We start from the raw sequence: 24,305 nt of genomic DNA on the forward strand, positions 1-24,305 counted from the left end.
TCTACAGGTCACGTAGCACGGCGGCGGCGCGGTCGACCTGACCGCCGGGGGTGCTCACCAGAGCGCCGGCTACGTGGGGGCGGACGGCATGCAGGATCTCGCACGCGACGGCGATGCCCTCGCGGTCAGCCGCCTCCGCCCCCTGGCCTTGGGCGCGGGACATCCGTTCGAGGACGCTTGCGGGCACGTCGACACCGGGCACCTCATGGGCCAGGAACTCCGCGTTCTCCAGTGAGAGCGGGGGCCACAGGCCGACGAGGATCGGGACGCCGAACTCCTCGATCGTGCGAACGAAGGCGAGGAACGCCTCAGGGTCGAACGCCGGCTGGGTGACCGCGAAGTCCGCGCCCGCCTCCGCCTTCCAGGCGAAGCGGCGGATCTCCTCTTCCGGATCGAGGGCGCCCGGGTTCACGGCCACACCCTTCACGAACGAGGTGGGGGAGCCGATCGAACTCCCGCCCGGATCGAGTCCGAGGTTCAACTGCCGTACGACATTCGTGAGGCCGATGCTGTCGATGTCGTACACGCCGCCGGTGTCGTAGGGGCCGCCGCGCGGCGGATCGCCGGTGATGAGCAGCAGGTTGCGGAGACCGGCCGCCGCGGCTCCGAGGAGATCGCTCAGCATGCCGAGCATGTTGCGGTCGCGGCAGCTGTAGTGCGGGACGGTCTCGATGCCCAGTTCGCGTTCGATGACGATGGCGGCGGGCAGCGATGCGATCCGGCTCCGGTGCGCGGGACCGTCGACGATGTGGACGGTGTGCACCCCGGAGTCGCGGAGGCGGCGGGCGCCCGCCAGCAGCTCGCTCGGGTCCCACCCGTGCGGCGGCGTAACCTCTACCGCGCGGACGAACTCGCCCGCGGCCAGTCGGCGGCCAAGAGCCGAGCGGTCGGCCAGCGGTGGCGGGTCGGGGGCGGGGTCGCCGCCCGGTTCGGTCGGCTGGGCGACCGCCACCCGCACCGGCTCGTGCGAGTTCGTCCCGAGCAGCGTCGCCGTCAGACGCGTGTGCTCGGGCCCGGTGCCACAGCAGCCCCCCACGAAGCGGGCCCCGGCCTCGGCCATGCGCCGCGCGTACCGGGCCATGTACTCCGGGCTCGCGAGGTAGATCTTCCGGTCGCCGATGTCGCGCGGCAGCCCTGCGTTGGGCAGCGCCGAGACGGGACGCTCCGCGGCGGCCACCATGCGCTCGATCCCGAACAGCATGGCGGACGGCCCCACCGAGCAGTTGAGCCCGATCACGTCCGCCCCCGCTTCGTCCAGCGTCCGCGCCGCCGCCTCGACGGGCGCGCCGTACGCCGTGTAGCCCTCGTCGCCGAACGTCATCTGGGCGAACACCGGCGCGTCCCCCGCCACGCGCCGCACCGCTCGCAGCGCCTGCAGCAGTTCGTCGAGGTCGGAGAACGTCTCGAGGATGAAGCCGTCCACGCCGCCTTCCGCGAGGCCGGCGACCTGGCGACCGAACAGCGCCGCGGCCTCGTCGACGGAGGTGGGGCCCCACGGCTCGATCCGGATGCCGAGCGGCCCGATCGCCCCCAGCACCTCCGCCCGCTCGCCGGCCGCCTGCCGGGCGAGCCGCGCGGCCGCCACGTTGATCTCCTCCGTGGAGCCGTCGAGGCCGAACGCCTCCAGCTTGACCGGGTTCGCGCCGAAGGTGTTCGTCTCGATCAGCTGCGCCCCGGCGCGCACGTAATCCGCGTGCACCCCGAGGACCAGATCGGGCCGCGTAAGGTTCAGCTCGTCGTAGCACTGGTTGACGAACACGCCGCGTTCGTACAGAACGGTGCCCATCGCGCCATCGATGACACGGACGGCGTCCCCCTCGATCCACTCCCGCAGCCGCGCGCTCATCTCGCTGCCTCCAGCGGGACCTCGCGGTCGTAGGCGAGGTTGGGCGACAGCCGCCGCTCCGCCTCCTCGAGCGAGACCCCGCTCCGCTCCGCGTAGTCCTCCACCTGGTCGCGACCGATGCGGCCCAGACCGAAGTACCGCGCCTCCGGCCGCGCGAAGTACCACCCGCTCACCGATGCGGTCGGCAGCATCGCGTAGTTCTCCGTGAGCGAGATTCCGAGACGCCGCTCCACGCCGAGCAGATCGAACAGCAGCGCCTTCTGCGAATGGTCGGGACAGGCGGGATATCCCGGCGCCGGCCGGATCCCGGCGTACGCCCCCGCGATCCGCGCCGCGTTGTCGAGCTTCTCTTGCGGCGCGTACCCCCACAGCTCCGTCCGCACGATCTCGTGCAGGCGTTCGGCCAGCGCCTCGGCCAGACGGTCGGCGAGCGATTTGGCGAGGATGCTCCCGTAGTCGTCCACCTCCGCCTCGAAGCGCGCGCACAGCGCCTCGAGCCCGATCCCGGCGGTGACCGCGAACCCTCCGCTCCAGTCCGCCACGCCGCTCGATTCCCGGGCAACGAAGTCGGCCAGACAGACGTTCGGACCCGACGACCGGTCCATCTGCTGCCGGAGATGCGGCACGGTCAGCAGTTCGCGACCGCGATCGGCCGAAAAGAGGACGATGTCGTCGCCGCGGGCATTCGCCGGATACAGCCCCGCGGCCGCCCGGGCCGTCAGCGACCCGTCGCGCACGATGCGATCCAGGAGCCGCCGGGCATCGTCGTACAATTCGCGCGCCGCCGCGCCCCGCACCGGATCATCGAGCAGACCCGGGAAGCGGCCCTTCATCTCCCACGCCTGGAAGAATGGCGTCCAGTCGATGTAGTCGAGCAGGTCCCCGAGCGGGAACGGATCAAAGACGCGAACCCCCAACTCGCGGGGAGCCGCAATCGGCACCCGCTCGTCGATCGCAAGCCGGTTCCCGCGGGCCCCCGTGAGAGAGGCGAGGGGCCTCCGCCGGTCCCTGAACTCGGCGCGGATGCGCCGGTACTCGGCCCGTGTCTCCTCGACGAACGCGGTCCTCCGGTCGTCGCTCAGCAGCTTCCCCACCACCCCGACGGCCCTGGACGCGTCTAGAACGTGCACCGTCGCGCCGGAGTACCGTTCCTCGATCTTCACGGCGGTGTGCTTCCGCGAGGTCGTGGCCCCGCCGATCAGGAGCGGCACCTCGAACCCCTGCCGTTCCATCTCGCTCGCCACGCGCACCATCTCGTCCAGCGACGGCGTGATGAGACCGCTCAGGCCGATGAAGTCCACGTCATGCGACCGGGCCTCCGAGAGGATCCGCTCCGGAGGCACCATGACACCGAGGTCCAACGTGTCGTAGCCGTTACACTCCAGCACCACGCCGACGATGTTCTTCCCGATGTCGTGCACGTCTCCCTTGACCGTGGCGAGGAGGATCGTCCCCTTCCCCTTTCTTGCCGCGGCCGCACGCCTCCCTTCAGCGGTGGCCTGCTTTTCCGCCTCGAGGTGGGGGACGAGAAACGCCACGGCCCGCTTCATGACGCGCGCGGATTTCACCACCTGCGGCAGGAACATGCGGCCACTGCCGAACAGGTCGCCCACCCGGTTCATTCCGGCCATCAGCGGACCCTCGATCACGTCGAGCGCGCGGTCGTACCCGAGACGGGCCTCCTCGGCGTCCTCCTCTATATGCTCGACGATCCCTTCCACGAGCGCGTGCTCGAGCCGCTCCTCGACGCCCCATGACCGCCAGGCGTCGTCCACCCGGGTCCGCACCCCCTGTTCGCCGATCCGCCCGGCGAGATCCGTGAGCCGCTCCGTCGCGTCGGGACGCCGGGCGAGCAGCACATCTTCCACCGCCTCGAGAAGTTCGGGGGCGATGTCGTCGTACAGGGGGAGCCGGCCGGCGTTGACGATCCCCATGTCGAGGCCGGCCGCGATCGCATGGTACAGAAACGCCGTGTGCACGGCTTCGCGTACTTGGTCGTTCCCCCGCCAGGAGAAGGAGATGTTGCTGATTCCGCCGCTGGTCGACGCTCCGGGCAGCTCGCGCTTGATGCGGCGCACCGATTCGATGAAGGCGATCCCGTATTCGTCGTGCTCCTCCATGCCGGTGCCCACGGCGAATACGTTGGGATCGAAGATGATCTCCTCCGACCGGAAGCCGGTGCCGAGCAGGAGGTTCCAGGCCCGGTGGCAGATGTCCAGCTTGCGATCGACCGTGTCGGCCTGACCCCGTTCGTCGAAGGCCATGACGATGACGCCGGCCCCGTAGCGCCGGATAAGGGCCGCCTGCTCAAGGAAGACCGCTTCCCCTTCCTTGAGTGAAATCGAGTTGACGATGGCCTTGCCCTGGACGCACTTGAGCCCGGCCTCGATCACCTCCCAGCGCGAGGAGTCGACGACCAGCGGCACGCGCGCGATGTCGGGCTCCGCCGCGATCAGGTTCAGGAACCGGGTCATGGTGGCTTCGGAGTCGAGCAGCCCTTCGTCCATGTTCACATCGAGCAGCTGCGCGCCGTTGAGCACCTGGTCCCGCGCCACCTCGACCGCCTCGTCGAACGCGTCCTCCCGAATCAGGCGCCTGAACCGGGCCGAGCCCGTGACGTTGGTGCGCTCCCCGATATTGACGAACAGCGTGTCCGGCCGGATCACCAGCGGCTCGAGACCCGAGAACCGGGGCAGCGGATCGAGCACCGGGATCCGCCGGGGGCGCGCTCCGTCCATCCGCTCCGCCATGGCCCGGATATGCTCGGGCCCGGTGCCGCAGCACCCACCCGCTACGTTGAGGAGCCCCCGGTCCGCAAAGTCGCCCAACAGGTCGGACATGTGTTCGGGCGTATCGTCGTAACCGCCGAACTCGTTCGGCAGTCCCGCGTTCGGGTGGCAGCTCACCGGTACGTCGGCGACGGTGGCCAGTTCCGCCACGTACGGGTCCAGTTCCGCCGCACCGAGCGCGCAGTTGAGCCCGACGAAGATCGGATCCGCGTGGCGGACCGAGAGCCAGAACGCCTCCACGGTCTGGCCGGACAGCGTACGCCCCGACAGATCCGTGATCGTGCCGGAGACCGCGATGGGGATGGCCTCGCCCCGCTCCGCGGCGAGTTCGAGGATGCCGAAGATGGCGGCCTTCCCGTTCAGCGTGTCGAACACGGTCTCCACGAGCAGCACGTCGGCGCCCCCTTCGATGAGCCCTTCCGCCTGGGCGCGATAGGCGCGGGCCAGTTCGTCGAAAGAGACCGCGCGGAAGGCCGGGTTCTCCACGTCGGGCGAGAGCGAGGCCGTCCGGTTGGTCGGCCCCATGCTCCCGAGCACGAACCGCGGCCGCGACGGATCCAGCCGCGTCGCGCGGTCCGCCTCCCTCCGGGCGATCCTCGCGGCCGCTACATTCAGGTCGTGGATGAGGCGGGCGTTCCCGTGCTCCGGGGAGATACCGTAATCTGCCTGGGAGATGGCCTGCGCGTTGAAGGTGTTCGTCGTGATGAAGTCGGCGCCGGCCTCCAGGTACGCGCGGTGAAGCGACGCGATATCCCGGGGCCGGGTCAGGCACAGCACGTCGTGGTTGCCGGCCAGGGGACGATCGTGGTCGGCGAGGGGGCCCGAGCGGTAGGCCGTCTCATCGAGGCCGAGGCGCTGGATCATCGTCCCGGTGCCACCGTCCATGATCAGGATGCGCCCCTTGAGCGCCTCCCGGATCTGTACGCTGCGCGACTCACGACTGTTGGCCACGGACCTCACGCCCAAAAAAATCCCGGTCGCCAAAGATCGCGCCCGGGGCGTGGCTCTTTAGCGATTGTTTAGCGTGGCTGCAAGCTGCCTCAAATCACCACGGCCGGATTTTCCGGCGGGCGAAAACTAGCGCACCCGCCATGCCGACGAAACCGAATACGCGCACGCGGTTAAACAGCCGGACGAAGGGACGTGTTTCGCCTCATATGGAAAAGCGACGACGTGAAGCGGGCCGCGTGGCGTTCGCCCTCGCGGTTCTGGCGATAACAGGGGCGGGGTGGGGGCTTTCGGCGCAGGAACCGTCGCTCTCGCCGACCGCGGCCGTGGCGACCGTCTTCAGCGGGGCCCCCGCTGCCGTGGAGGCGGTACGCCGCGAGGGCGAACTCTCGATCGATGGCCGGCTCGACGATCCCGCGTGGCAGCCGGCCCCCATCATCACCGACTTCGTCCAGGGAGTGCCGCTGGAGGGCGCCGAGCCGTCCCAGCCGACCGAGGTCCGCGTCGTGTTCGACGACGGCGCGATCTACGTCGCCGCCCGCCTGTACGAGAGCGACCCGAGGGTGATCCGGGCGCGCCTCACCCGCCGGGATGAACGCGGTTCCTTCGACTCCTTCAAGCTCTCGCTCGATCCGAACCGTGACGGGCTGACCGGTTACGAGTTCGAGGTCAGCGCCGCCGGGGCCGAGACCGACCGGTACCTGTTCGGCGATACCCAGGAAGACGTGAACTGGGACGCGATCTGGGACTCCTCGGTGCAGGTCGACGACCGCGGGTGGACGGTCGAGATGCGGATCCCGCTCTCGCAGATCCGCTACGAAGCTCGCCCCGGCGTGCAGACCTGGGGGATCAACTTCGCGCGACAGCGTCTCGAGACGAACGAGACGGACTATTTCGCCCTCCAGTCGCGCACGGCCCGGGGACGCGTGAGCCAGTTCGGCACGATCGACGGGCTCCAGCTCGCGCGCTCGAACCGGCGGTTCGAGGTGCGGCCGTTCGCCGTGTCCCAGTACCACACGGCGCCCGCCGACGCCGGAAACCCGTTGTTCGACGGCAGCGAGATGGAGCCGCGCGGGGGTCTGGGCCTGAGCATGGGAATCGGCTCCGCTTTCAGCCTCGACGCGACAGTCTATCCGGACTTCGGCCAGGTCGAAGTGGACCCCGAGGTCATCAACCTCACCGCCTTCGAGACCTTCTTCCCGGAAAAACGCCCCTTCTTCGTGCGGGACGCGCAGATCTTCACTTTCGCCGGCTCGCGTGGCGGCCGGATGGGCGGCGGCAAGGCGCTCTTCTTCAGTCGCCGGATCGGGCGGGAACCGCGAGGATTCGGGCCCTACGAGGCAGACTACCGCGATGCGCCGCATCTGACGTCCATCCTCGGGGCGGCGAAGCTGACGGGCCGGACGCAGGGCGGTCTCTCCCTCGGCGCGCTGGCGGCGGTGACCGGGCAGGAGATGGGGCAGGCGTACTTCGCGGGGCCGGATTCCCTGGGACGGTTCGTGGCGGAGCCGCAGACCGAGCACGCCGTGCTGCGGCTTCAGCAGGACTTCCGCGGCGGCGCGAGCAAGATCGGCGTCATCGGCACCGGCCTGAAACGCGAACTTCCGGGCGACGCATCGTTCGATTTCCTCCCCTCGCAGGCGTACAGCTTCGGCCTCGACTTCGAGCATCAGTGGGGCGGACGGCGCGGCCGCGACTATCGTCTGTGGGGCTTCTACTCGGGCAGCCTGGTCCGGGGGTCGAACGAGGCGCTCCTGCGGCTGCAGCGAAATCCGACCCACTACTTCCAGCGTCCCGACGCCAGCTACCTCTCGGTCGACTCCACCGCCACCTCCATGTTCGGGAGCGACTGGCGCGTGCAGATCGAGAAGGAGGGCGAGCACTGGACGTGGGGCACATGGCTGGGACAGCAGACCCCCGGCTTCGAGGTCAACGACTTCGGGTTCCTGACCAGCGGGGAACGGCTCGATGTGGGCGCGCGCATCAGCTATCGGAACATCACCCCCGGCGATCTGTTCCGCAACTACAACATAAGCCTCTTCAGCTACCACAACTTCCGCCATTCGCTGCTCGAAGAAGTGCGGGATCCGGAGTACTGGCGGCGGTCCTACGACACGGGCGCCGCGTGGATGAGCGGGAGGTTCACCTTCCTGAACAACTGGGGTCTCAACCTCAACCTCTCGTATTCCCCCGAGAGCCAGTCCGATACGCAGACGCGCGGGGGTCCGCTCATGACGGAACCCGCGGAGTTCAACGTCCGCCTGGACGCGAACACGGATCGGAGCCGGGCCTTCCACGTGTCGCCGCGTTTCTCCTACCGCATGGCGGCACAGGGACGTGGGCATGACTTCAGTACCGGCTTGAACTTCTCGTTCCGCCCGGTTCCCAACTGGCGATTTTCCCTGGGCCCGAACTACTCGAATAGCCGGGACGGGGCCCAGTACGTGACCCGGACGGAGACCCTGACGTACAGGCCGACGTACGGTACGCGGTATCTGTTCGGCGACCTCCAGCGGACGAGTTTCTCGATGGAGACCCGTCTGAACGTGTCCTTCACGCCCGACCTGAGCCTCCAGCTCTATGCGCAGCCTCTGCTCTCCTCGGGCGACTATCGCGGCTACCGGCAGCTCGCCACCGCCGGATCGTTTGATTTCCTCGACCACGCCGAGGGGCGGGCCTACCGCTTCAACGGCGTCGTCACGGGATGCACGGACGGTACGACCTGCGCCTTCGACGGCGTGCGCTATTTCGACTTCAACGGCGACGGCGCGCTGGACTACTCGACCCGGGACCGCGACTTCAACGTCCGTTCGCTGCGCGGCAACGCGGTGTTCCGCTGGGAATACCGCCCCGGTTCGGAAATCTTCCTCGTGTGGCAGCACGCCCGCCGCGAGAGCGTCCTGCTCGGCAACTTCAACATCAACCGAGACCTCGAGGGGTTGTTCCTGGCGCCGGCGGAGAACGTCTTCATCGTAAAGGTGAGCCACTACCTTTCGATCTGATCCCGCCGAGCGCCTCGCGCCGGGCTGATTGGGGGTGCAGGTTGGCGGAGCGGATGTTTCGCTGCCGCTGACGGCCTGTTCCCGCCCGGAGACGAATCCTTGCCGACAAGCCCACTGCGCCTGGTCGAGGTGACGCTGCGAGAGATCGAACTGCCCCTGAAGGAGCGGTTCGTCATTTCGTCGGGATGGATGGAGAATCGCCGCATCCTCCTGCTCGAACTCCGCGACGAAAGCGGCGTCACGGCCTGGTCGGAGTGCGTCTGCGGCGACCTTCCCAACTACTCCCCCGAGACGGTGGACACCGCATGGCTCGCGCTGCGGCTCTGGCTTCTGCCCCGGATCCTCGGGCGGGAGATCGAAGGGCCGGGGGTCGTGAAGGCCCTTCTGGACGACGGGGTGCAGGGGCATCCGATGGCCAAGGCGGCGATCGAGATGGGAGTCTGGGGACTGGCCGCGGAGGCTGCGGGGGTCTCTCTCTCCCGGCTCGTGGGCGGGACGCGGAGCCGGGTCCCGACGGGGATTTCCATCGGTCTCCAGGCCTCGCCCGCGGACCTCGTGGCGAAGGCGAGGCAGGCGGTCGATCAGGGCTACAGAAAGGTCAAGCTCAAGATCAGTCCCGAGAAGGACCTCGAGTACGTCGCCGCCGTCCGCGAGGCCCTGGGGCCGCAGACCCCGCTCGCCGTCGACGCGAACGCGGCCTACACGCTGGAGGATGCGGACCACCTGGCGAGGCTGGACGCGTTCGACCTCATCATGATCGAGCAGCCGCTCGCGGCCGGAGACCTCGTGCGCCACGCGCGACTCCAGGAACGGATCGACACCCCGCTCTGCCTCGACGAATCGATCGTCGACCCGGCCACCTGCGAGGACATGCTCGCGCTCGGGAGCGGCCGGATCGTGAACATCAAGCCGGGGCGGGTCGGCGGGTTCCGGAGCGCCCGGCGGATCCACGACATCTCCCGGGACGCCGACGTCCCGGTCTGGTGCGGCGGCATGCTGGAGAGCGGGATCGGCCGGGCCTACAACGTCGCCCTCGCCTCGATGCCGAACTTCGAACTCCCCGGTGACCTGTCGCCGAGCGCCCGCTACTGGACGCGGGACATCGTGACGCCCGAATGGACGATGAGCTCGGACGGCTTCGTGACCGTGCCCCGCGACCGGCCGGGCCTCGGCGTCGAAGTGGACACCGAACGCGTCGAGGCGCTCACGCGCCGGTCCGAGACGTTCGCCGCGGCCGCCCCCGGCGTCCCGTCGTGACCGAGTTCCGCCCGCTGGAGACGCTCGACGACCTGCGCGCGTGCGTCCGCCTCCAGCGAACGACCTGGGGGGAGGGGTTCGCGGACATCGTGCCCGCGTCCGTCCTGCAGGTATCGCAGAAGATCGGCGGCTTCGCGGGAGGAGCGTTCGAGGAGGACCGTCTCATCGGTTTCGTCTATTCGCTTCTCGGGCGTTTCGAAGGCAACGAGGCGCACTGGTCCCACATGCTGGCCGTTCATCCGTCCGCGCGCGGGGGCGGGCTGGGCCGGGAGCTGAAGCTGTGTCAGCGCGAGGCTGTCCTCTCGAGCGGGATCGGCACCATCTTCTGGACCTACGACCCCATGGTGGCCCGCAACGCGCATGTGAACCTGAACCGGCTCGGCGCGACGGTGCTTCGCTACGTGCCGAACATGTACGGCTCGGATACGGGGAGCCCCTTGCACGCCGGGGGCGATACCGACCGGTTCATAGTCCGGTGGGATCTCGACGGACCGGAGACCCGCCGGGCGCTCGAGGAGGGATCCGCGAGGTCCGCCGGCCGTCTCGCGGTTCCGTTGCCGGATCCGGCCCACGTCGTGCCGCGGCCGGACGGAATACAGGGGGCGGGCGACGGACTGCCCGGGGGTGAGGAGGTGTTCGTCGAGATTCCGGCGAATGTCGAATCGCTGCCCCCCGACGGAGCGCTGACAAGGTGGCGCGAGACCGTGCGCGACGCGGTCTTGACCTATCTCAGGAGGGGATATGAAGTGCAGAGCCTGGTCGCGAACCTCGCGGCGGATCGCTGCTTCTACGTCCTGCGTCGGAACTGACGCCATGAGCCAGGCGCAGAGTTCGCGGCGCACGCAGGCGGCCACCGCCGGGATGTGGGCCTTCCTCGCGTCCCTCGCCGCGGCCGGTGCGGAAGCCCAGACGCCGTACACCGTCGAGGACATCCTCTCCGCCCCCTTCGCGACGGATCTCGTCGCCGCGCCCTCGGGCTCGGCCTTCGCCTGGGTCGGGTACGACCGCGGCGCCCGCGGCATCTGGGTCGCCGAAGGGCCCGATTTCGTCGGCCGTCAGCTTGCGGCCTGGTCCGAGGACGACGGACAGGATCTGTCGCAACTGCGGTTCACGCCGGACGGGCGTCAGATCGTTTTCGTGCGCGGCGGCGGGCCGAACCGCGCCGGGGAAATCCCGAATCCGCGCTCCGAGCCGGAGCCGGCGAGCCGGATGGTGTGGGTCGCGTCCCTCGATGGCGCCGCCGGGCCGCTCGCGGAAGGGACGTCACCCGCCATCTCCCCCGATGGCCGAACCGTCGCGTTCCTGAACCGCGGGCAGGTCTACACCGTGACGCTCGACGGGTCGGAGCCCGCGGGCTCCCTTCTCCGCATCCGCGGCAGTGCGGGGTCGCTCACCTGGTCTCCAGAGGGGGACCGGCTGGCCTTCGTGAGTAACCGCGGCGATCACGCGTTCGTCGGCGTATTCGGGCTCGACGACCGATCCGTCCGCTATCTGAACCCGAGTCTGGACCGGGACGGCGACCCCGTGTGGTCTCCGGACGGAACCCGGATCGCCTTCATCCGCATCCCCAACGAGGGGGGACGACTCCCGTTCTCGCCCATCCGCAGCGCCCTCCCCTGGTCCATCCGCGTGGCCGACCTCGAGACGGGGACGGCGCGCGAAGCGTGGCGCGCGCTGCCGGGCAGCGGCAGCGCCTTCCAGGGCGTGAGCGGACCCGCGCTGGTGTGGCTCGCCTCGGACCATTTCGTGTTCCCGTGGGAGCGCACGGGCTGGCAACATCTGTACTCGGTCCCGGTGGCGGGCGGCCAGGCGACGCACCTCACGCCGGGTGATTTCGAGGTGGAATACGTACTCCCCGCGCCCGACGGAGAATCCGTCTATTTCTCATCCAACGAGGGCGATATCGACCGACGGCACCTGTGGCGCGTGGCCCCCGGGGGAACGCCCGAGGCCCTCACTTCGGGAACCGGTATCGAGTGGAGCCCCGCCGTGACGGCGGACGGCGTACTGGGCTTCATCGCTTCCGACGGGCGGACGCCGGCCCACGCCGAGGTCCAGACGGGAGGGGAGCGGCGGCCGCTCATGGACGCCTTCATGCCGGACAGCTTCCCGTTCGAGAGCCTTGTGGAACCGCAACAGGTCATGTTCCGCTCAGAGGACGGGATGCTCATCCACGGGCAGCTCTTCCTTCCCTCCGCCGGCGCGGAGGGGCGCCGGCCCGCCGCCATCTTCTTCCACGGCGGGTCGAGGCGTCAGATGCTGCTCGGCTGGCATTACCTGCGCTACTACCACAACACCTACGCGCTGAACCAGTACCTCGCGAGCCGCGGCTACGTCGTCCTATCGGTGAACTATCGCAGCGGCACGGGCTACGGCCTCGATTTCCGGGAGGCGCTGAACTACGGGGCGCGCGGGGCCAGCGAGTACAGGGACGTGATCGCGGCGGGCCACTACCTCGCCGAGCGCGACGACGTCGACCCGAACCGGATCGCGCTCTGGGGCGGCTCCTACGGCGGCTACCTCACGGCGCTCGGGCTCGCTCGGAACTCCGACGTGTTCGCGGCCGGGGTCGACATCCACGGCGTACACGACTGGAACGTCGTCATCCGCAACTTCGTGCCGTCCTACCAGCCCGAGACGCGAGAAGCCTTCGCGCGGCTCGCCTTCGAGTCTTCCCCCATGGCCTGGATCGACGGCTGGCGCTCTCCGGTGCTTTTGATCCACGGTGACGACGACCGCAACGTGCCCTTCTCCGAGTCCGTGGACCTGGTCGAGTCGCTCCGCTCGCGCGGCGTCGAAGTCGAGCAGCTCGTCTTCCCCGACGAGGTGCACGGTTTCCTCCTGCACCGGAACTGGCTCGAGGCTTTCGAGCGCGCGGCGGCGTTCCTGGAGGCGCATCTCGGCGAGTCGGCAAACGCGGGAGGCGCGAGGCCTTGACGGCCCGCATCGCGGGGCAACTCGCGCTCGTCACCGGGGCCAGCGCGGGGATCGGCGAGGCCATCGCGCGCCGGATGGCCCGCGATGGCGCGAACCTCGTGCTGTGGGCCCGCCGCTCGGACCGGCTCGCACAGCTGGCGGAGGAGATCGCCTCGACCACCGGGGTGAACGTGCAGACCGGTGTCGTCGATGTCCGCGATCACGAGGCCGTGGTGGCCGAGGCGGACCGGCTCATGGCCGAGACCGGGGCGCCCGACATCGTCATCAACAACGCCGGGCTCGCCGCGGGCATGGCGCTCGTTCAGGACGCCGAGGTCGACGACTGGAACCGCATGATCGACACGAACGTGAAGGGGCTGCTGTTCGTGACGCGCGCCTTCCTGCCGGCCATGGTCGCGCGGGACTCGGGCCATGTGGTCAATATCGGGAGCATCGCGGGCCGGCAGGTCTACCCGGGCGGGAGCGTCTACTGCGCCTCGAAGTACGCCGTCCAGGCGCTCACCGAGGGGTCGAACCTCGACGTCCTGGGTACGGGGGTTCGCGTGTCGGGGGTCAACCCCGGAATGGTCGAGACCGAGTTCTCCCTCGTCCGCTTCGGCGGCGACGCTGCACGCGCCCGGGCGGTGTACGAGGGCACGCATCCCCTTCGACCGGAGGACGTAGCGGAGGTGGTCTCCTTCGTGCTCAACGCCCCACCCCACATCAACGTGGCCGACGTCATCGTCCTCTCGAACAGCCAGGGCAGCATACACCACATCCACCGCGACGGGGGATGAGCGTCGCAGGGATCGCCGGACTCTTCATCGCCTGTCGGGACCCGGTTCACGTCCGCGAATGGTACCACCACCACCTCGGGCTCCGGTTCTCCGAGGGTGAGGGCGCACGTTTTTTCTGGCGTGAGGCCGACAGCGGAAGGCTCGCCGTCAGCCATCTCGATTTCCTCGACGAGACCACCTCGTCCTTCCACCCCGGTACACAGCCGTTCATGGTTCGCTACCGGGTTCGCGACCTCGAGACGCTGGCCGATACACTGCGCGCAGGCGGCGACGACCTGACGATTCAGCACGGTCGGGGCGGGGGGATCATCGATCCGAACGGCCAGCGGGTGGAACTCCTGGAGGCGGTCGAACCGCCCGGACGTTCCGTCGACCACGGGCGGGTGCAGGGGATCGGGGGCGTCTTCTTCCGCTCGCCCGACCCGGCCTCGCTGAAGACGTGGTACGCGAAGCTCGGGATCCGTCCGGGGCCTGACGGATACGTTACGTTCCCGGCCAGTTCACCAGACGGGAGCGAGACGTTCACGGCCTGGGAAGTCTTCCCTTCGGACACCACCTACTTTGACTCCCGGGGGGAGCGCAGCCCGCACCCCTTCATGCTCAACCTGCGCGTGGCGGATCTCGACGGATTCGTGGAGAGGCTGCGCGCGGCAGGTGTGTGGGTCGATCCGAACATCGAGTCCTACGACTACGGAAAGTTCGCCTGGATCGTGGACCCCGTCGGCGCCCGGGTCGAACTCTGGGAGCCCGCTCCGACCGCGAGCTGACGCCGTTCCGGGCCCGGCGCCCCGCTCCTGGGTTCGCGCCACCGAACGCTTGACTCGTTCCGATATATCGTAGTATGTTTCGATATATCGAGACCAGTCGGAACGAGGAGAGCGTGATGTTTACGAATCGGGACGGTTTCGGCGCATGGGCGAACTGCTGCGGGCCCCGGCGTCTTCCGCTTCACCGGCGCCAGCGGGTTCGGCCCCAAACGGCGCATCGTTCGGAAGGGCGACCTCAAGTTCGTCCTGCTCAGACTTCTCTCCGACGAGCCCATGCACGGCTACGAACTCATGCGGCGGCTGGAGGAGGAGTCGGGCGGGCTCTATACCCCGAGCCCGGGCTCCGTCTACCCCACCCTGCAGCTGCTCGAGGATCAGGGATACGTGTCCTCGACCCAGGAGGACGGCAAGCGCGTCTATCGGCTCACGGCCGAGGGTCGCGCCTTTCTCGACGAACACGGCTCCAGAACGCGCGACATCTTCGGCCGTTTCGTGAACATGGGCGAACGGTTCACCGGGTCGGCAATGCGCGAGGTCACGCGCTCCTTCATCCACCTCGCCCAGGTCAGCTTCGAACGGGCGACGGGCGGGCAGGGTGATCCCGAGACCCTGGCGAGAGTCAAGGCGATTCTCGACCGCGCCGCCCGCGAAATCGAGACCGCGTGGCCGGAACCGAGTCCCGCAGCATCCCGGGAGGTCCGAATCATGCTCGAATTGGCATTCCTGGGGATCATCGTTTTGGCGTTCTACCGTCGCCTCACGCGGTCGCGGGGATGGAGCCGGGCTGATTTGTGGCGGGCCCTGACCAAACTGGAACGACGGCTGCGACGCGGGGTCGTCCCCGGTCGGCAGGCGGGACCAGGCCTGATGGCGCAATGCGCGGCCGATTTGAAGAGCCTGGGAGAGGATATGTTTGGGGTTGTCAGCCCTGAAGCCCGCGCTCGACTCCGACGAAGCGTCCGGAACCGGACATCTCGGCCGGCGCGGGGCCGGGTACACCGGAGTGACGGAGCGATGTCAGACGCGTCAGACCCCGCGTTCGCCCGGCTCCAGCGCCGCTATCTCGATGGACGGATCAGCCTCGAGGAATATGTGGAGGCGGCCCGGAGACTCCGCAGCGGGAGACCGCCGCGCTTAGCCCGGTCGGACAGAAGAGGACACGCCTCCGCCGGTCTTAGCGGTTAGAAAGCCACAGCTTGGGCGGAGCCCGAGAGCGGCTCCCCAACCTAGAAGCGCTACCCCGGAATTCGCTGTGCCTGAGGTCCCCGAAACTGTTATCGTAGGTTGGGCGATTCGATTCGGTTGTTCTTGGCGTTGTTCAAAGGAAGAGGAGCGGGAGGTGGGGGTAGCGAGGGGAGCTTTTTCTAAGACCGCAGTCAATCGACGAGAGATCCCGCAGGCGGTCCTAGACATCACCAGACGCGCGCGGGCCAATCCCTTGCCGTGGCGAGGCCAGTTTTCTCCGCAACTCGTGGATGCGCTGCTCGGACGGTACTGGCCTAGCGGCACTACGGTCCTCGATCCGTTCATGGGGAGCGGCACCGTCTTGCTGGAATCGGGGCTCGTCGGAGCGTCCGCTAGAGGTGCCGAGGTGAACCCGGGCGCTCTCTTGTTGGCCCGACTCTACACGCTGATCAACATCGAACCTCCGGCACGCACCACGCTGCTTACAGATCTCGATTCGCGTCTCCGAGATCACTTTGGCGACGTATCGCTATTCAAGTCTACTCCAGGACTTCCGCAAGACCTCCAGCACCTGTGCGATTTCCGAGCGACTCTGGAGTTGGACGAACAAACCACACTGCTGGATGCAGCGATTATTCTTTCGGATTTTCCACGAACTGCTGAGCCGGTCGACTTTCTGAGGCACTGGACCAAGGTGCGGGATCTCGTCCAGAAGTTGCCATACTCCAAAGCCCCCATCGAGACGTTCGCCGCGGATGCCCGGGATCTACCGTTACCGAATGATGATGTGGGCCTCGTGATCACGTCACCACCTTACATCAACGTCTTCAACTATCATCAGCAATACCGAGGGTCGGTCGAAGGACTAGGCTATGATGTCTTAGATGCCGCACGATCTGAAGTTGGTTCGAATCGCAAGCACCGTCAGAATCGCTTCTTAACGGTCATCCAATACATCTTGGACCTGTCTCTAGCCATGAAGGAGATGACTCGCGTCGCTGCCAACGGAACTCGACTCATCCTCGTCGTTGGTCGCGAATCCAATGTGCTTGGGACGCCATTCTTCAACGGCGCCATCATAGCAGAGATTGGAAGTAAGGTGCTTGGCCTACCAATTACGTTGCGGCAGGAGCGGGTGTTCACAAATCGTTTCGGAAAGAGAATCTTCGAAGACATCCTGCATTTCGAGAACAAGCAGGTAAGCGGAGACGTTCTGGGCTCGGCTCGTATCCTTGCAGCAGAGGTCCTAGCTTCGGCTGTCCGACGTAGTGAACCGGGGGTTCGCCGCTTGATCGACGGTGCAGGAAAACAGATATTAGAGGTTGATCCCTCCCCCCGTTTCACAGGCCGGGCGGGACTCCCGGCCTCACCCCAAGTTGGATAGGGACCCAGATGGCACTCCCCACTCCTCATGGCGACAAGCTTCGGGCCCTTGCAGACAACCCGAAGCTCCCAACCGAAGACAGCCCGCGTGTCGCAGATGCGATTGGACGCTATGACAAATGGATTGAAGAGCTTGAAGACGTCGACAATGAGAGTGCTACCGTTGTGACGGAGTTGGTGACTTTGCTGTCCAACTACAAGATGTCGGTGGATCTTGATCTTGTATTCGATAGCCCCGCAGACTTTCTATACAGGCAGAAAGGCCAGATCAAGCTTGACAACACGATCTTGGAGGAATTCCTACCCTGGCTAGTTTGGGCCGTATTTTCGAGAGATTTGAACGACCTTGACGTTCACCTTGGTCCCGCAACTTGTTTTTCTGCTGTCCAATTTGTGTCAGAACTGAGAGCGCCTGCTCCCGGCGGAGGTATGAGGGTGAGATCCAAGGATCAGGATTTTGCTATCGCCCGAAAGATCTACCTCCGTACGTCGCATGAGCCAACATTTGAAGCAGTAACGGACGCAGAGGCAGCCATCGCCTATCTTGTCGCGGAAATCAAGACCAACCTTGACAAAACCATGTTCCAAGAAGCCGCAGCCACGGCGGCCGACGTTAAGCTCGCTGTACCTGGCGCCCGTTATCTTCTTCTCTGCGAATGGCTCGATATGACACCCATCCGGACAGCCGGTACGGCCATCGATGAAGTAGTGATACTGCGCAAGAGCAAGCGGCTCTCGTCATCAGTCCGGCAGCACTTCGCAAACGCCGAGGGACGCCGCGCTTCTCGAGCGGCGTTCGAAGAACACTTAGTCTCCAACCCCTTCTCTACAGACTCGTTCCAGCGTCTTCTCAAGCATGTGGGGCAGCTAATGGCTGACCCCAACCTAAGCGAGCGCGGGATTCTGGAACGCGGCTGGTTCTAGCCTGAATCGGTCAAGCCGAGTTTCTCCGTGATACTCACTACCGGTGCCAGGGGCTCCGGGTGAAGCCTGACTCCGTCATCTCCTTGATCTGCGGCGCCAGGAATATGAGCGCGATCAGGTTCGGAATGGATGACGATGGCCAGGAACACGTCTCCCAGCGCCCACATCACAGCCAGCGGCAGGACGGCACCAATGAAGTGCATCGCGACGAACACGAGCTTGCACGGGATGATTCACGCGGCCCGAACAGGTAGTTCGCACAGCGGTCGCCGTAGTAGCTCCACGAGATCGCGGTGGAGATGGCGAACAGGAACACCGAGAAGATCACGATGTAGTGGCCCCAGTCGCCGAGCGGCGCAGTCCCCGCTGGAACCCCATCTGGGTCAGGGGCGCGCCCGTCTCGTAGGCCTGCCCGTACAGCACCGTCAGCTCCCGCCCGTCGTCGGTGATCGCAACCCGCGCGCGCCGGGTCCACGGCGGCGCTGAACGGCTGGTCGTGCGCCTCATCCTCGAACAACTGCGGCACCGAGACCTCGTGCCACGCTTACGTGCGGCTCGCTCGTCACGCCCGGCCGCCCCAGCGTGTAGCGGATCGTCCCCGTGGGATCGGTGGGCACCGAGGAGCCGCCTTCGTCGAGGACGACGTAGCTCAGATCCCCGCCCTCAAGCGCGATCTCGGTGTCGACCTGTTCATTCCAGGCCCCGGTCATGATCACGACGAGCTCAGTCATGGTCGCGATGAACGATCGTGTCGATGAACGGCTCGAGCAGCGCGACGACCCCATCGGAGACCGGCTCATCGGTCTTCCCCGCCGCGTGCGCGATCGGCGCCGAGCCCTGCCCCACCTCGCTCGAGAACAGTCCGCTGGGAGGTGTTCCCCTCGAACACGACCTACTTCGACTCGAAGGGCGAGCCGAGCCCCCACCGCTACATGCCAAACCTGCGCGTCCAGGACCTCGACGGGCTCGTCGCGTCGCTACGCGGAGGCGGCGTCTGGGTCGACCCGAACACGGAAGCCTGCGAGTACGGGAAGTTCGCCTGGATCGTCGACCCCACGGGCGCACGCGTCGAACTGTGGGAGCCCGCTCCCGCCGCGAGCTGACGCCTTCGCCGGCCCGCCCCCCCGCTTTCTCCTCCCGCGTTCTCGCCTCTTGACACATCGCGATATATCGAGATAGTGTTCCGATATATCGAGACACGTCGGCACGGTTAGCGTACGGAGGACGAGCGATGTTCACGAACCGAGACGGACTCGGCGCCTGGGCGAACTGCTGTGGCCCCGGCGTCTTCCGCTTCTCCGGAGGCTTCGGCCCCAAGCGGCGGATCGTTCGAAAGGGCGAACTGAAGTTCGTCCTCCTCCGGCTCCTCGCCGACGAGGCGATGCACGGCTACGAGCTGATGCGGCGGCTGGAGGAGGAGTCCGGCGGGCTCTATACGCCGAGCCCGGGCTCCGTATACCCCACCCTGCAATTGCTCGAAGACCAGGGCTACGTCTCCTCGACGCAGGAGGACGGCAAGCGCGTCTACCGGCTCACGTCCGAGGGCCACGCCTTCCTCGAGGAACACGGCTCCCGGACCCGCGACATCTTCGGCCGCTTGGTGAACATGGGCGAGCGTTTCACCGGGGCCGCGATGCGCGAGGTCACGCGCTCGTTCATCCACCTCGCCCAGGTGAGCTTCGAGCGGGCCACGGGCGGGCACGGCGATCCGGAAACTCTGGCGAGGGTAAAGGCAATCCTCGACCGTGCCGCCCGCGAGATCGAGACCGCGTGGCCGGAGCCCGGATCCGCCGTGACCCGGGAGGCGTGAGCCATGTTTGAATTCGCGCTTCTGGGAGTGATCGCGGTATGGCTCTGCCGTCGCCAGGGCTGGGGTCGGGCCGACCTGCAACGAGCCCTCGGCAAGCTGGGGCGTGTGGGCCGGAGCGCCATCGCTACCACGCATCGAGCCTTGCCTGGCCTGCTCGCGCAGTGCGCGGCGGACATGAAGGGCCTCGTGGAGGACACCGCCCGGTTCCTGCCTTCGGGCGCGCGGGCTCGTCTCGAACGGCGCGCGCGGAAACCCTCGACCCGCTCCAACCGCGGTCTTGACCGGGCCCCCGTCCGCGACGGCGGCAGAGCCATCGCGACCGCGAGCCCGAGACCCGAAGACCGGGCCGTCGCCCGCCTCCAGCGCCACTATGTCGACGGCCGCATCAGCCTCGAGGAATACGTCGAGGGCGCCGGCAGGCTCCGGACGGGGAGTCCCCGGACCCTCGCCCGTCCGCCGCGGTAGGCTGTCCCGGGAAGAGTCCGCCGACGCGACCGTCGCACGTCGGCAACGACGCCTCTGCCGGCGCTACATGACCGTACGACCTACCGTCCGCGCTGACGCTGCCAAGGACTGCGAGTGAAGTAGGACTCCGTCATCTCCTTGATCTTCGGCGTCAGGAAGATGAGCGCGATCAGGTTCGGGATGATGACGATGGCCAGGAACACGTCGCCCAGCGCCCACACCACGGCCAGCGGCAGAACCGCACCGATGAAGTGCATCCCGACGAACACGAGCTTGTAGGGGATGATCGCGCGCTGCCCGAACAGGTAGTTCGCGCAGCGGTCGCCGTAGTAGCTCCAGGAGATCGCCGTCGAGATCGCGAACAGGAACACCGAGAAGATCACGATGTAATGGCCCCAGTCGCCGAGCGGCTCGAGGCCCCTCCGGAACCCCATCTGCGTCAGCGGCGCGCCCGTCTCGTAGGCCTGCCCGTACAGCACCGCCAGCTCCCGCCCGTCGTCGGCGACCGCCACTTCACGCGCCGGGTCGACGGCGCCGCTGAACGGCTGCGTGTGCGCCTCGTCCTCGAACAACTGCGAAACGGAAACCTCGTGCCACGCCACGTGCGGCTCGCTCGTCACGCCCGGCCGCCCCAGCGTGTAGCGGATCGTCCCGGTCGGGTCCGTGGGCACGGAGCTGCCGTCTTCGTCGAGCACCACATAGCTCAGATCCCCGCCCGCGAGTGCCATCTCGGTGTCGACCTGTTCGTTCCAGGCCCCGGTCATGATCACGACGAGCGCCGTCATGGTCACGATGACGATCGTGTCGATGAACGGCTCGAGCAGCGCGACGACCCCTTCGGAGACCGGCTCATCGGTCTTCGCCGCCGCGTGCGCGATCGGCGCCGAGCCCTGCCCCGCCTCGTTCGAGAACAGCCCGCGCCGCACGCCCCACATCAGCGTGACGAGGAACGCGCCCACGCCGGTGCCGGCCACCCCGGCGGTCGGATTGAACGCCTCCCGGAAGATGAGCGCGAAGGTTCCCGGCACCTGGTCGAGGTTGAGGATGATGATGAGCATCGCGGCGCTCACGTAGAGGATCGCCATGGCCGGGGCGAGGATGCTCGTGACGCGGCCGATGCGCTTGATCCCGCCCAGGATCACGAGCGCGACGAGCGTTGAGGTGGCGAGCCCGGTCATCCACTTGGCGATCCCGAATTCGGACAGCATCGCGTCCGCGACCGTGTTCGCCTGGTTGGCGTTCCCCGTGAGGAAGGCCGTCAGCCCCAGCATGACCGCGAAGAACGCCGCCACGGGCTTCCAGCGCGGACCGAGTCCCTTCTCGATGTAGTACATCGGTCCGCCGGACACCGTCCCGCTGTATTTCGCCGAGGATTCGTCGACCTCGCGGTACCTCTGCGCCAGCGTAACCTCGCTGAACTTCGTCGCCATGCCGAGGAAGGCCGTCATCCACATCCAGAACAGCGCCCCCGGCCCTCCGAGATGGATCGCGATCGCGGCGCCGGCGATGTTCCCGATCCCCACCGTGGCGCTGAGCGCGGTGGTCAGCGCCTGGAAGTGCGAAACGTCGCCCGGATCGTCCGGGTCGTCGTAGCGGCCGGTGGCGACCGCGACGCCGTGCGCGAACTTGCGGATCTGCGGCAGGCCCAGCTTCAGCGTGAGGTAGGTCCCGATGCCGAGGAGGAGCAGGACCTGAAGCGTCAGGCGCTCTCCAGCGATCGTGATCCCGAACTGCGCGATGTTCCGGTCGAGCCAGTCGACGATTGTGGCGAAGTCCATGCGCTTTTCCTGTTGAGCTGCCGGTGGCAGGGAGTTGCGCTGAGTTTGGCCCCCGGCAGCCGGGGCTGCAACCGGGAGCGGTTCGCCGGTCCGCCGATGACGGGCCGGCCGGTACCTGCCGCGCCACCCCCGGATCGGTAAGTTCGTTCGCGCCAGCGGCGGCCCGGAGCCGGCGTCGCTCCAACACCCGGCCCCGAAACCACATCCGACACACCCACCGGAAGCACGCAAGGGGAGACGTGGGCCCAGACTTCGAGCCGATGACGGTGACGCGATGACAGTGAGGCAATGACGGTGGACGCACGCGGTCCCGGCCTGCCGGCCCGGATCGGGCGGCTGTGGGAGTTCGCGACCAACCTCTCGTGGACGTGGAACCGGGAGGCCCGGTCCGTCTTCCGCGCCATCGACCCGCCGCTGTGGCGTCGCTCGCTGAACAACCCCGTGGCGCTGCTTCGGGAGGTCGGGGACGCGCGCCTTCGCGCCCTGGCCGGGGATCCGGCGTTTCTGCCGCGCTACGACGCACTGTGCGCAGCGGTGGACGCGGCTGCGAGCCGCGAGTCGACCTGGTTCCAGCGGCGATACCCCGAGTTCGCCGCCACCCCGATCGCCTATTTCTGCGCCGAGTTCGCTCTGCACGAGTCCATCCCCATCTACTCCGGAGGGCTCGGGGTGCTGGCCGGAGATCACCTGAAGGCCGCTTCGGAACTCGGCGTCCCTCTCGTAGGCGTAGGCCTGATGTACGCGCACGGCTACTTCGACCAGACGCTGGGCCCCGACGGCTGGCAGGAGGACGCCGATGATCCGCTCGATCCCCGGCTGACGCCGCTCGAGCGGCTGCGCGGGGCGGACGGCGTGCCCTGGCTCACATGGATCCAGGGCGCGGGCCGACGCATCCACGTCGGAGCCTGGCGGGTCCGGGTCGGCCGCGTGCCGCTGTACCTGCTCGACACGGACCTGGACGAGAACGACCCGGCGGACCGCGGCCTCTCGCACCAGCTGTACGCGGGTGGCGTCGACCACCGGCTGCGCCAGGAAGCGCTCCTCGGCGTCGGGGGGGTGCGGGTCCTCGCGGCGCTCGGGATCGAGCCCAGGGCGTGGCACGCCAACGAGGGCCACGCGGCGTTCATGATGGTCGAACGGGTACGCGGCCTCATTCGGGAGGGTCTTCCCTTCCCGGACGCCGTGGCCCGCGTGCGGGCCTCGACCGCATTCACCACGCACACGCCCGTGCCCGCCGGTCACGACGTGTTCTCCCACTCTCAGATGCGGGACTGGACGGGCGAGAAGTTCTGGGAAGAGATCGAGGCGCGGGACGAACTTCTGGGGCTGGGGCTTCATCCGGACGACGAGGGACGCGACCGCTTCAACATGACGGCGGCCGCGATCCGGCTGTCACGGAGGGTGAACGGCGTCTCCGCGCGCCACGGCCACGTCAGCCGGGAGATCTGGCGCGGATTGTGGGCGAACCGGCCGGCCGGGGATGTCCCCATCCGGCACGTCACGAACGGCGTACACCTCGGGACGTGGATGCACGAGGACATCGTCCGTCTGCTGGACGACCACCTCCCGGCGGAGGCCCTGTGGCGGGTGCGCCGGCGGCTCAAGCTCAGACTCCTCGACCTGATGCGCGAAGAGGCCCGGGGCCGTTGGCGCGAACACTGGCCGGAAGCGGAGCACCTCGTCGGGGCGGGCACGCTCATGAGCCCGTATCCGCTCACGATCGGCTTCGCGCGGCGCTTCGCAGCCTACAAGCGCGCGGACCTCATCTTCCGCGACCGCGACCGGTTGCTGGCGCTGCTCTCGGATCCGCGCCGGCCGGTGCAACTGATCTTCGCGGGGAAGGCGCACCCGCGGGATGACGAGGGCAAGCGGGTCCTGCAGCGCGTCTACGAGCACACCCGTGACCCCCGGTTCGAGGGACGGATCGCCTTCATCGAGAACTACGGGCTCCACACGGCCCATCGTCTCGTCGAGGGCGTCGACCTGTGGCTCAACCTGCCCCGGGTCCCGCTGGAGGCGAGCGGGACGAGCGGGATGAAGGCCGCGCTCAACGGCGTACCCCAACTCGCGACGAACGACGGATGGTGGGAGGAGGGATTCGAGGGAGACAACGGCTGGATCCTGCCGCGCGCGCCGGAAGACGCGACCGAGGAGGAGACGGACCGCCACGATCACGAGCACCTCTTCCGCCTTCTCGAGGACGAGGTCGTCCCCCTCTTCTACGACCGGCCGGGCGAGGGCTCATGGGACGACGCCCCCGCGGGCTGGCTCGAGCGGGCGCGGCGGGCCATCGAGGTGGCCGGCGCGCGGTTCACGGCCCAACGCATGGTGCGAGAGTACGCCCGCGACTACTACGTCCCGGCGCTGCGTGGACTCTCCGATGGCGACGACCCGCCGACTCACATGTAGCGGCCCACCCCCGGAGGGAAGGCGGCGGC

Annotated in this window: 20 protein-coding genes and 1 riboswitch; of the genes, 13 read left to right on the forward strand and 7 right to left on the reverse strand. The window is 67.7% G+C overall.

Going from position 1 to position 24,305, the window contains the following annotated elements:
* Window position 1: 1 nt before the first annotated feature.
* Complete coding sequence (locus tag ACPXY0_RS08185) at window positions 2–1,846, reverse strand: bifunctional homocysteine S-methyltransferase/methylenetetrahydrofolate reductase (protein WP_423930121.1); 1,845 nt, start codon at window positions 1,844–1,846, stop codon at window positions 2–4.
* On the reverse strand, window positions 1,843–5,586 hold the full coding sequence (gene metH, locus ACPXY0_RS08190; protein ID WP_423930123.1) for a methionine synthase: 3,744 nt from the start codon (window positions 5,584–5,586) through the stop codon (window positions 1,843–1,845). Before metH ends, ACPXY0_RS08185 begins: the two co-directional genes overlap by 4 nt.
* 37 nt (window positions 5,587–5,623) lie before the next feature.
* Window positions 5,624–5,697, reverse strand: a riboswitch (SAM riboswitch).
* A gap of 95 nt (window positions 5,698–5,792) precedes the next feature.
* Between metH and ACPXY0_RS08195 the strand changes: the two genes are divergently transcribed.
* The 9 genes from ACPXY0_RS08195 to ACPXY0_RS08235 all read left to right on the forward strand — a co-directional run bounded on the left by ACPXY0_RS08195 (window position 5,793) and on the right by ACPXY0_RS08235 (window position 17,814).
* Window positions 5,793–8,585, forward strand: a complete 2,793-nt coding sequence (locus tag ACPXY0_RS08195; RefSeq protein WP_423930125.1) for a DUF5916 domain-containing protein — start codon at window positions 5,793–5,795, stop codon at window positions 8,583–8,585.
* A 99-nt stretch (window positions 8,586–8,684) separates the two neighbouring features.
* Window positions 8,685–9,842, forward strand: coding sequence for an o-succinylbenzoate synthase (menC, locus tag ACPXY0_RS08200; protein ID WP_423930127.1), 1,158 nt, complete (start codon window positions 8,685–8,687; stop codon window positions 9,840–9,842).
* Window positions 9,839–10,651 carry a GNAT family N-acetyltransferase gene (locus tag ACPXY0_RS08205; protein WP_423930129.1) on the forward strand — a complete coding sequence of 271 codons (813 nt, stop codon included), beginning with the start codon at window positions 9,839–9,841 and terminating at the stop codon, window positions 10,649–10,651. Before menC ends, ACPXY0_RS08205 begins: the two co-directional genes overlap by 4 nt.
* A 4-nt stretch (window positions 10,652–10,655) precedes the next feature.
* The gene (locus ACPXY0_RS08210; RefSeq protein WP_423930131.1) at window positions 10,656–12,779 is read left to right on the forward strand and encodes a S9 family peptidase; all 2,124 of its coding nucleotides are present in this window, start codon (window positions 10,656–10,658) and stop codon (window positions 12,777–12,779) included.
* A complete protein-coding gene (locus tag ACPXY0_RS08215) occupies window positions 12,776–13,555 on the forward strand; it encodes an SDR family NAD(P)-dependent oxidoreductase (RefSeq protein ID WP_423930133.1) in 780 nt (259 codons plus the stop codon). Before ACPXY0_RS08210 ends, ACPXY0_RS08215 begins: the two co-directional genes overlap by 4 nt.
* Window positions 13,552–14,322, forward strand: coding sequence for a VOC family protein (locus ACPXY0_RS08220; protein ID WP_423930135.1), 771 nt, complete (start codon window positions 13,552–13,554; stop codon window positions 14,320–14,322). The genes ACPXY0_RS08215 and ACPXY0_RS08220 overlap by 4 nt, the downstream gene beginning before the upstream one ends.
* A 246-nt stretch (window positions 14,323–14,568) precedes the next feature.
* Window positions 14,569–15,507: a PadR family transcriptional regulator gene (locus ACPXY0_RS08225; RefSeq protein WP_423930626.1), complete on the forward strand. Its 939-nt coding sequence runs from the start codon at window positions 14,569–14,571 to the stop codon at window positions 15,505–15,507.
* 361 nt (window positions 15,508–15,868) lie between these two features.
* Entirely contained in the window at window positions 15,869–16,891 is a 1,023-nt protein-coding gene (locus tag ACPXY0_RS08230; RefSeq protein ID WP_423930137.1) for a hypothetical protein, read from the forward strand.
* A gap of 8 nt (window positions 16,892–16,899) precedes the next feature.
* On the forward strand, window positions 16,900–17,814 hold the full coding sequence (locus ACPXY0_RS08235; RefSeq protein ID WP_423930139.1) for a Bpu10I family restriction endonuclease: 915 nt from the start codon (window positions 16,900–16,902) through the stop codon (window positions 17,812–17,814).
* A 166-nt stretch (window positions 17,815–17,980) separates the two neighbouring features.
* On the opposite strand, the gene ACPXY0_RS08240 is transcribed toward ACPXY0_RS08235, so the two are convergent.
* The 4 genes from ACPXY0_RS08240 to ACPXY0_RS08255 are packed head-to-tail and all read right to left on the reverse strand — an operon-like array spanning window position 17,981 to window position 18,753.
* Window positions 17,981–18,142 (reverse strand): hypothetical protein, encoded by a 162-nt coding sequence (locus tag ACPXY0_RS08240; RefSeq protein ID WP_423930141.1) that lies wholly within the window; start codon window positions 18,140–18,142, stop codon window positions 17,981–17,983.
* Complete coding sequence (locus ACPXY0_RS08245; RefSeq protein WP_423930143.1) at window positions 18,139–18,321, reverse strand: hypothetical protein; 183 nt, start codon at window positions 18,319–18,321, stop codon at window positions 18,139–18,141. Before ACPXY0_RS08245 ends, ACPXY0_RS08240 begins: the two co-directional genes overlap by 4 nt.
* Window positions 18,318–18,545, reverse strand: a complete 228-nt coding sequence (locus ACPXY0_RS08250; RefSeq protein ID WP_423930145.1) for a hypothetical protein — start codon at window positions 18,543–18,545, stop codon at window positions 18,318–18,320. The genes ACPXY0_RS08245 and ACPXY0_RS08250 overlap by 4 nt, the downstream gene beginning before the upstream one ends.
* Window positions 18,538–18,753, reverse strand: a complete 216-nt coding sequence (locus ACPXY0_RS08255) for an alanine:cation symporter family protein (RefSeq protein WP_423930147.1) — start codon at window positions 18,751–18,753, stop codon at window positions 18,538–18,540. Before ACPXY0_RS08255 ends, ACPXY0_RS08250 begins: the two co-directional genes overlap by 8 nt.
* Here ACPXY0_RS08255 and ACPXY0_RS08260 point away from each other — a divergent pair.
* The 3 genes from ACPXY0_RS08260 (at window position 18,687) to ACPXY0_RS08270 (ending at window position 20,089) form a co-directional block, all read left to right on the forward strand.
* Window positions 18,687–18,917 carry a VOC family protein gene (locus tag ACPXY0_RS08260; RefSeq protein ID WP_423930781.1) on the forward strand — a complete coding sequence of 77 codons (231 nt, stop codon included), beginning with the start codon at window positions 18,687–18,689 and terminating at the stop codon, window positions 18,915–18,917. The genes ACPXY0_RS08255 and ACPXY0_RS08260 overlap by 67 nt on opposite strands.
* 128 nt (window positions 18,918–19,045) lie before the next feature.
* Entirely contained in the window at window positions 19,046–19,624 is a 579-nt protein-coding gene (locus ACPXY0_RS08265) for a PadR family transcriptional regulator (protein WP_423930149.1), read from the forward strand.
* Between the two features lie 3 nt (window positions 19,625–19,627).
* Window positions 19,628–20,089: a hypothetical protein gene (locus tag ACPXY0_RS08270; RefSeq protein WP_423930151.1), complete on the forward strand. Its 462-nt coding sequence runs from the start codon at window positions 19,628–19,630 to the stop codon at window positions 20,087–20,089.
* A gap of 80 nt (window positions 20,090–20,169) precedes the next feature.
* On the opposite strand, the gene ACPXY0_RS08275 is transcribed toward ACPXY0_RS08270, so the two are convergent.
* Window positions 20,170–21,867 carry an alanine/glycine:cation symporter family protein gene (locus ACPXY0_RS08275; protein ID WP_423930153.1) on the reverse strand — a complete coding sequence of 566 codons (1,698 nt, stop codon included), beginning with the start codon at window positions 21,865–21,867 and terminating at the stop codon, window positions 20,170–20,172.
* 294 nt (window positions 21,868–22,161) lie between these two features.
* Here ACPXY0_RS08275 and glgP point away from each other — a divergent pair, with 294 nt between their 5' ends.
* A complete protein-coding gene (gene glgP / locus ACPXY0_RS08280) occupies window positions 22,162–24,276 on the forward strand; it encodes an alpha-glucan family phosphorylase (protein WP_423930155.1) in 2,115 nt (704 codons plus the stop codon).
* The last annotated feature ends 29 nt before the right edge of the window (window positions 24,277–24,305 follow it).

Origin of the sequence: Candidatus Palauibacter sp., from assembly GCF_965237495.1 — a bacterium.
GTDB lineage: Bacteria > Gemmatimonadota > Gemmatimonadetes > Palauibacterales > Palauibacteraceae > Palauibacter.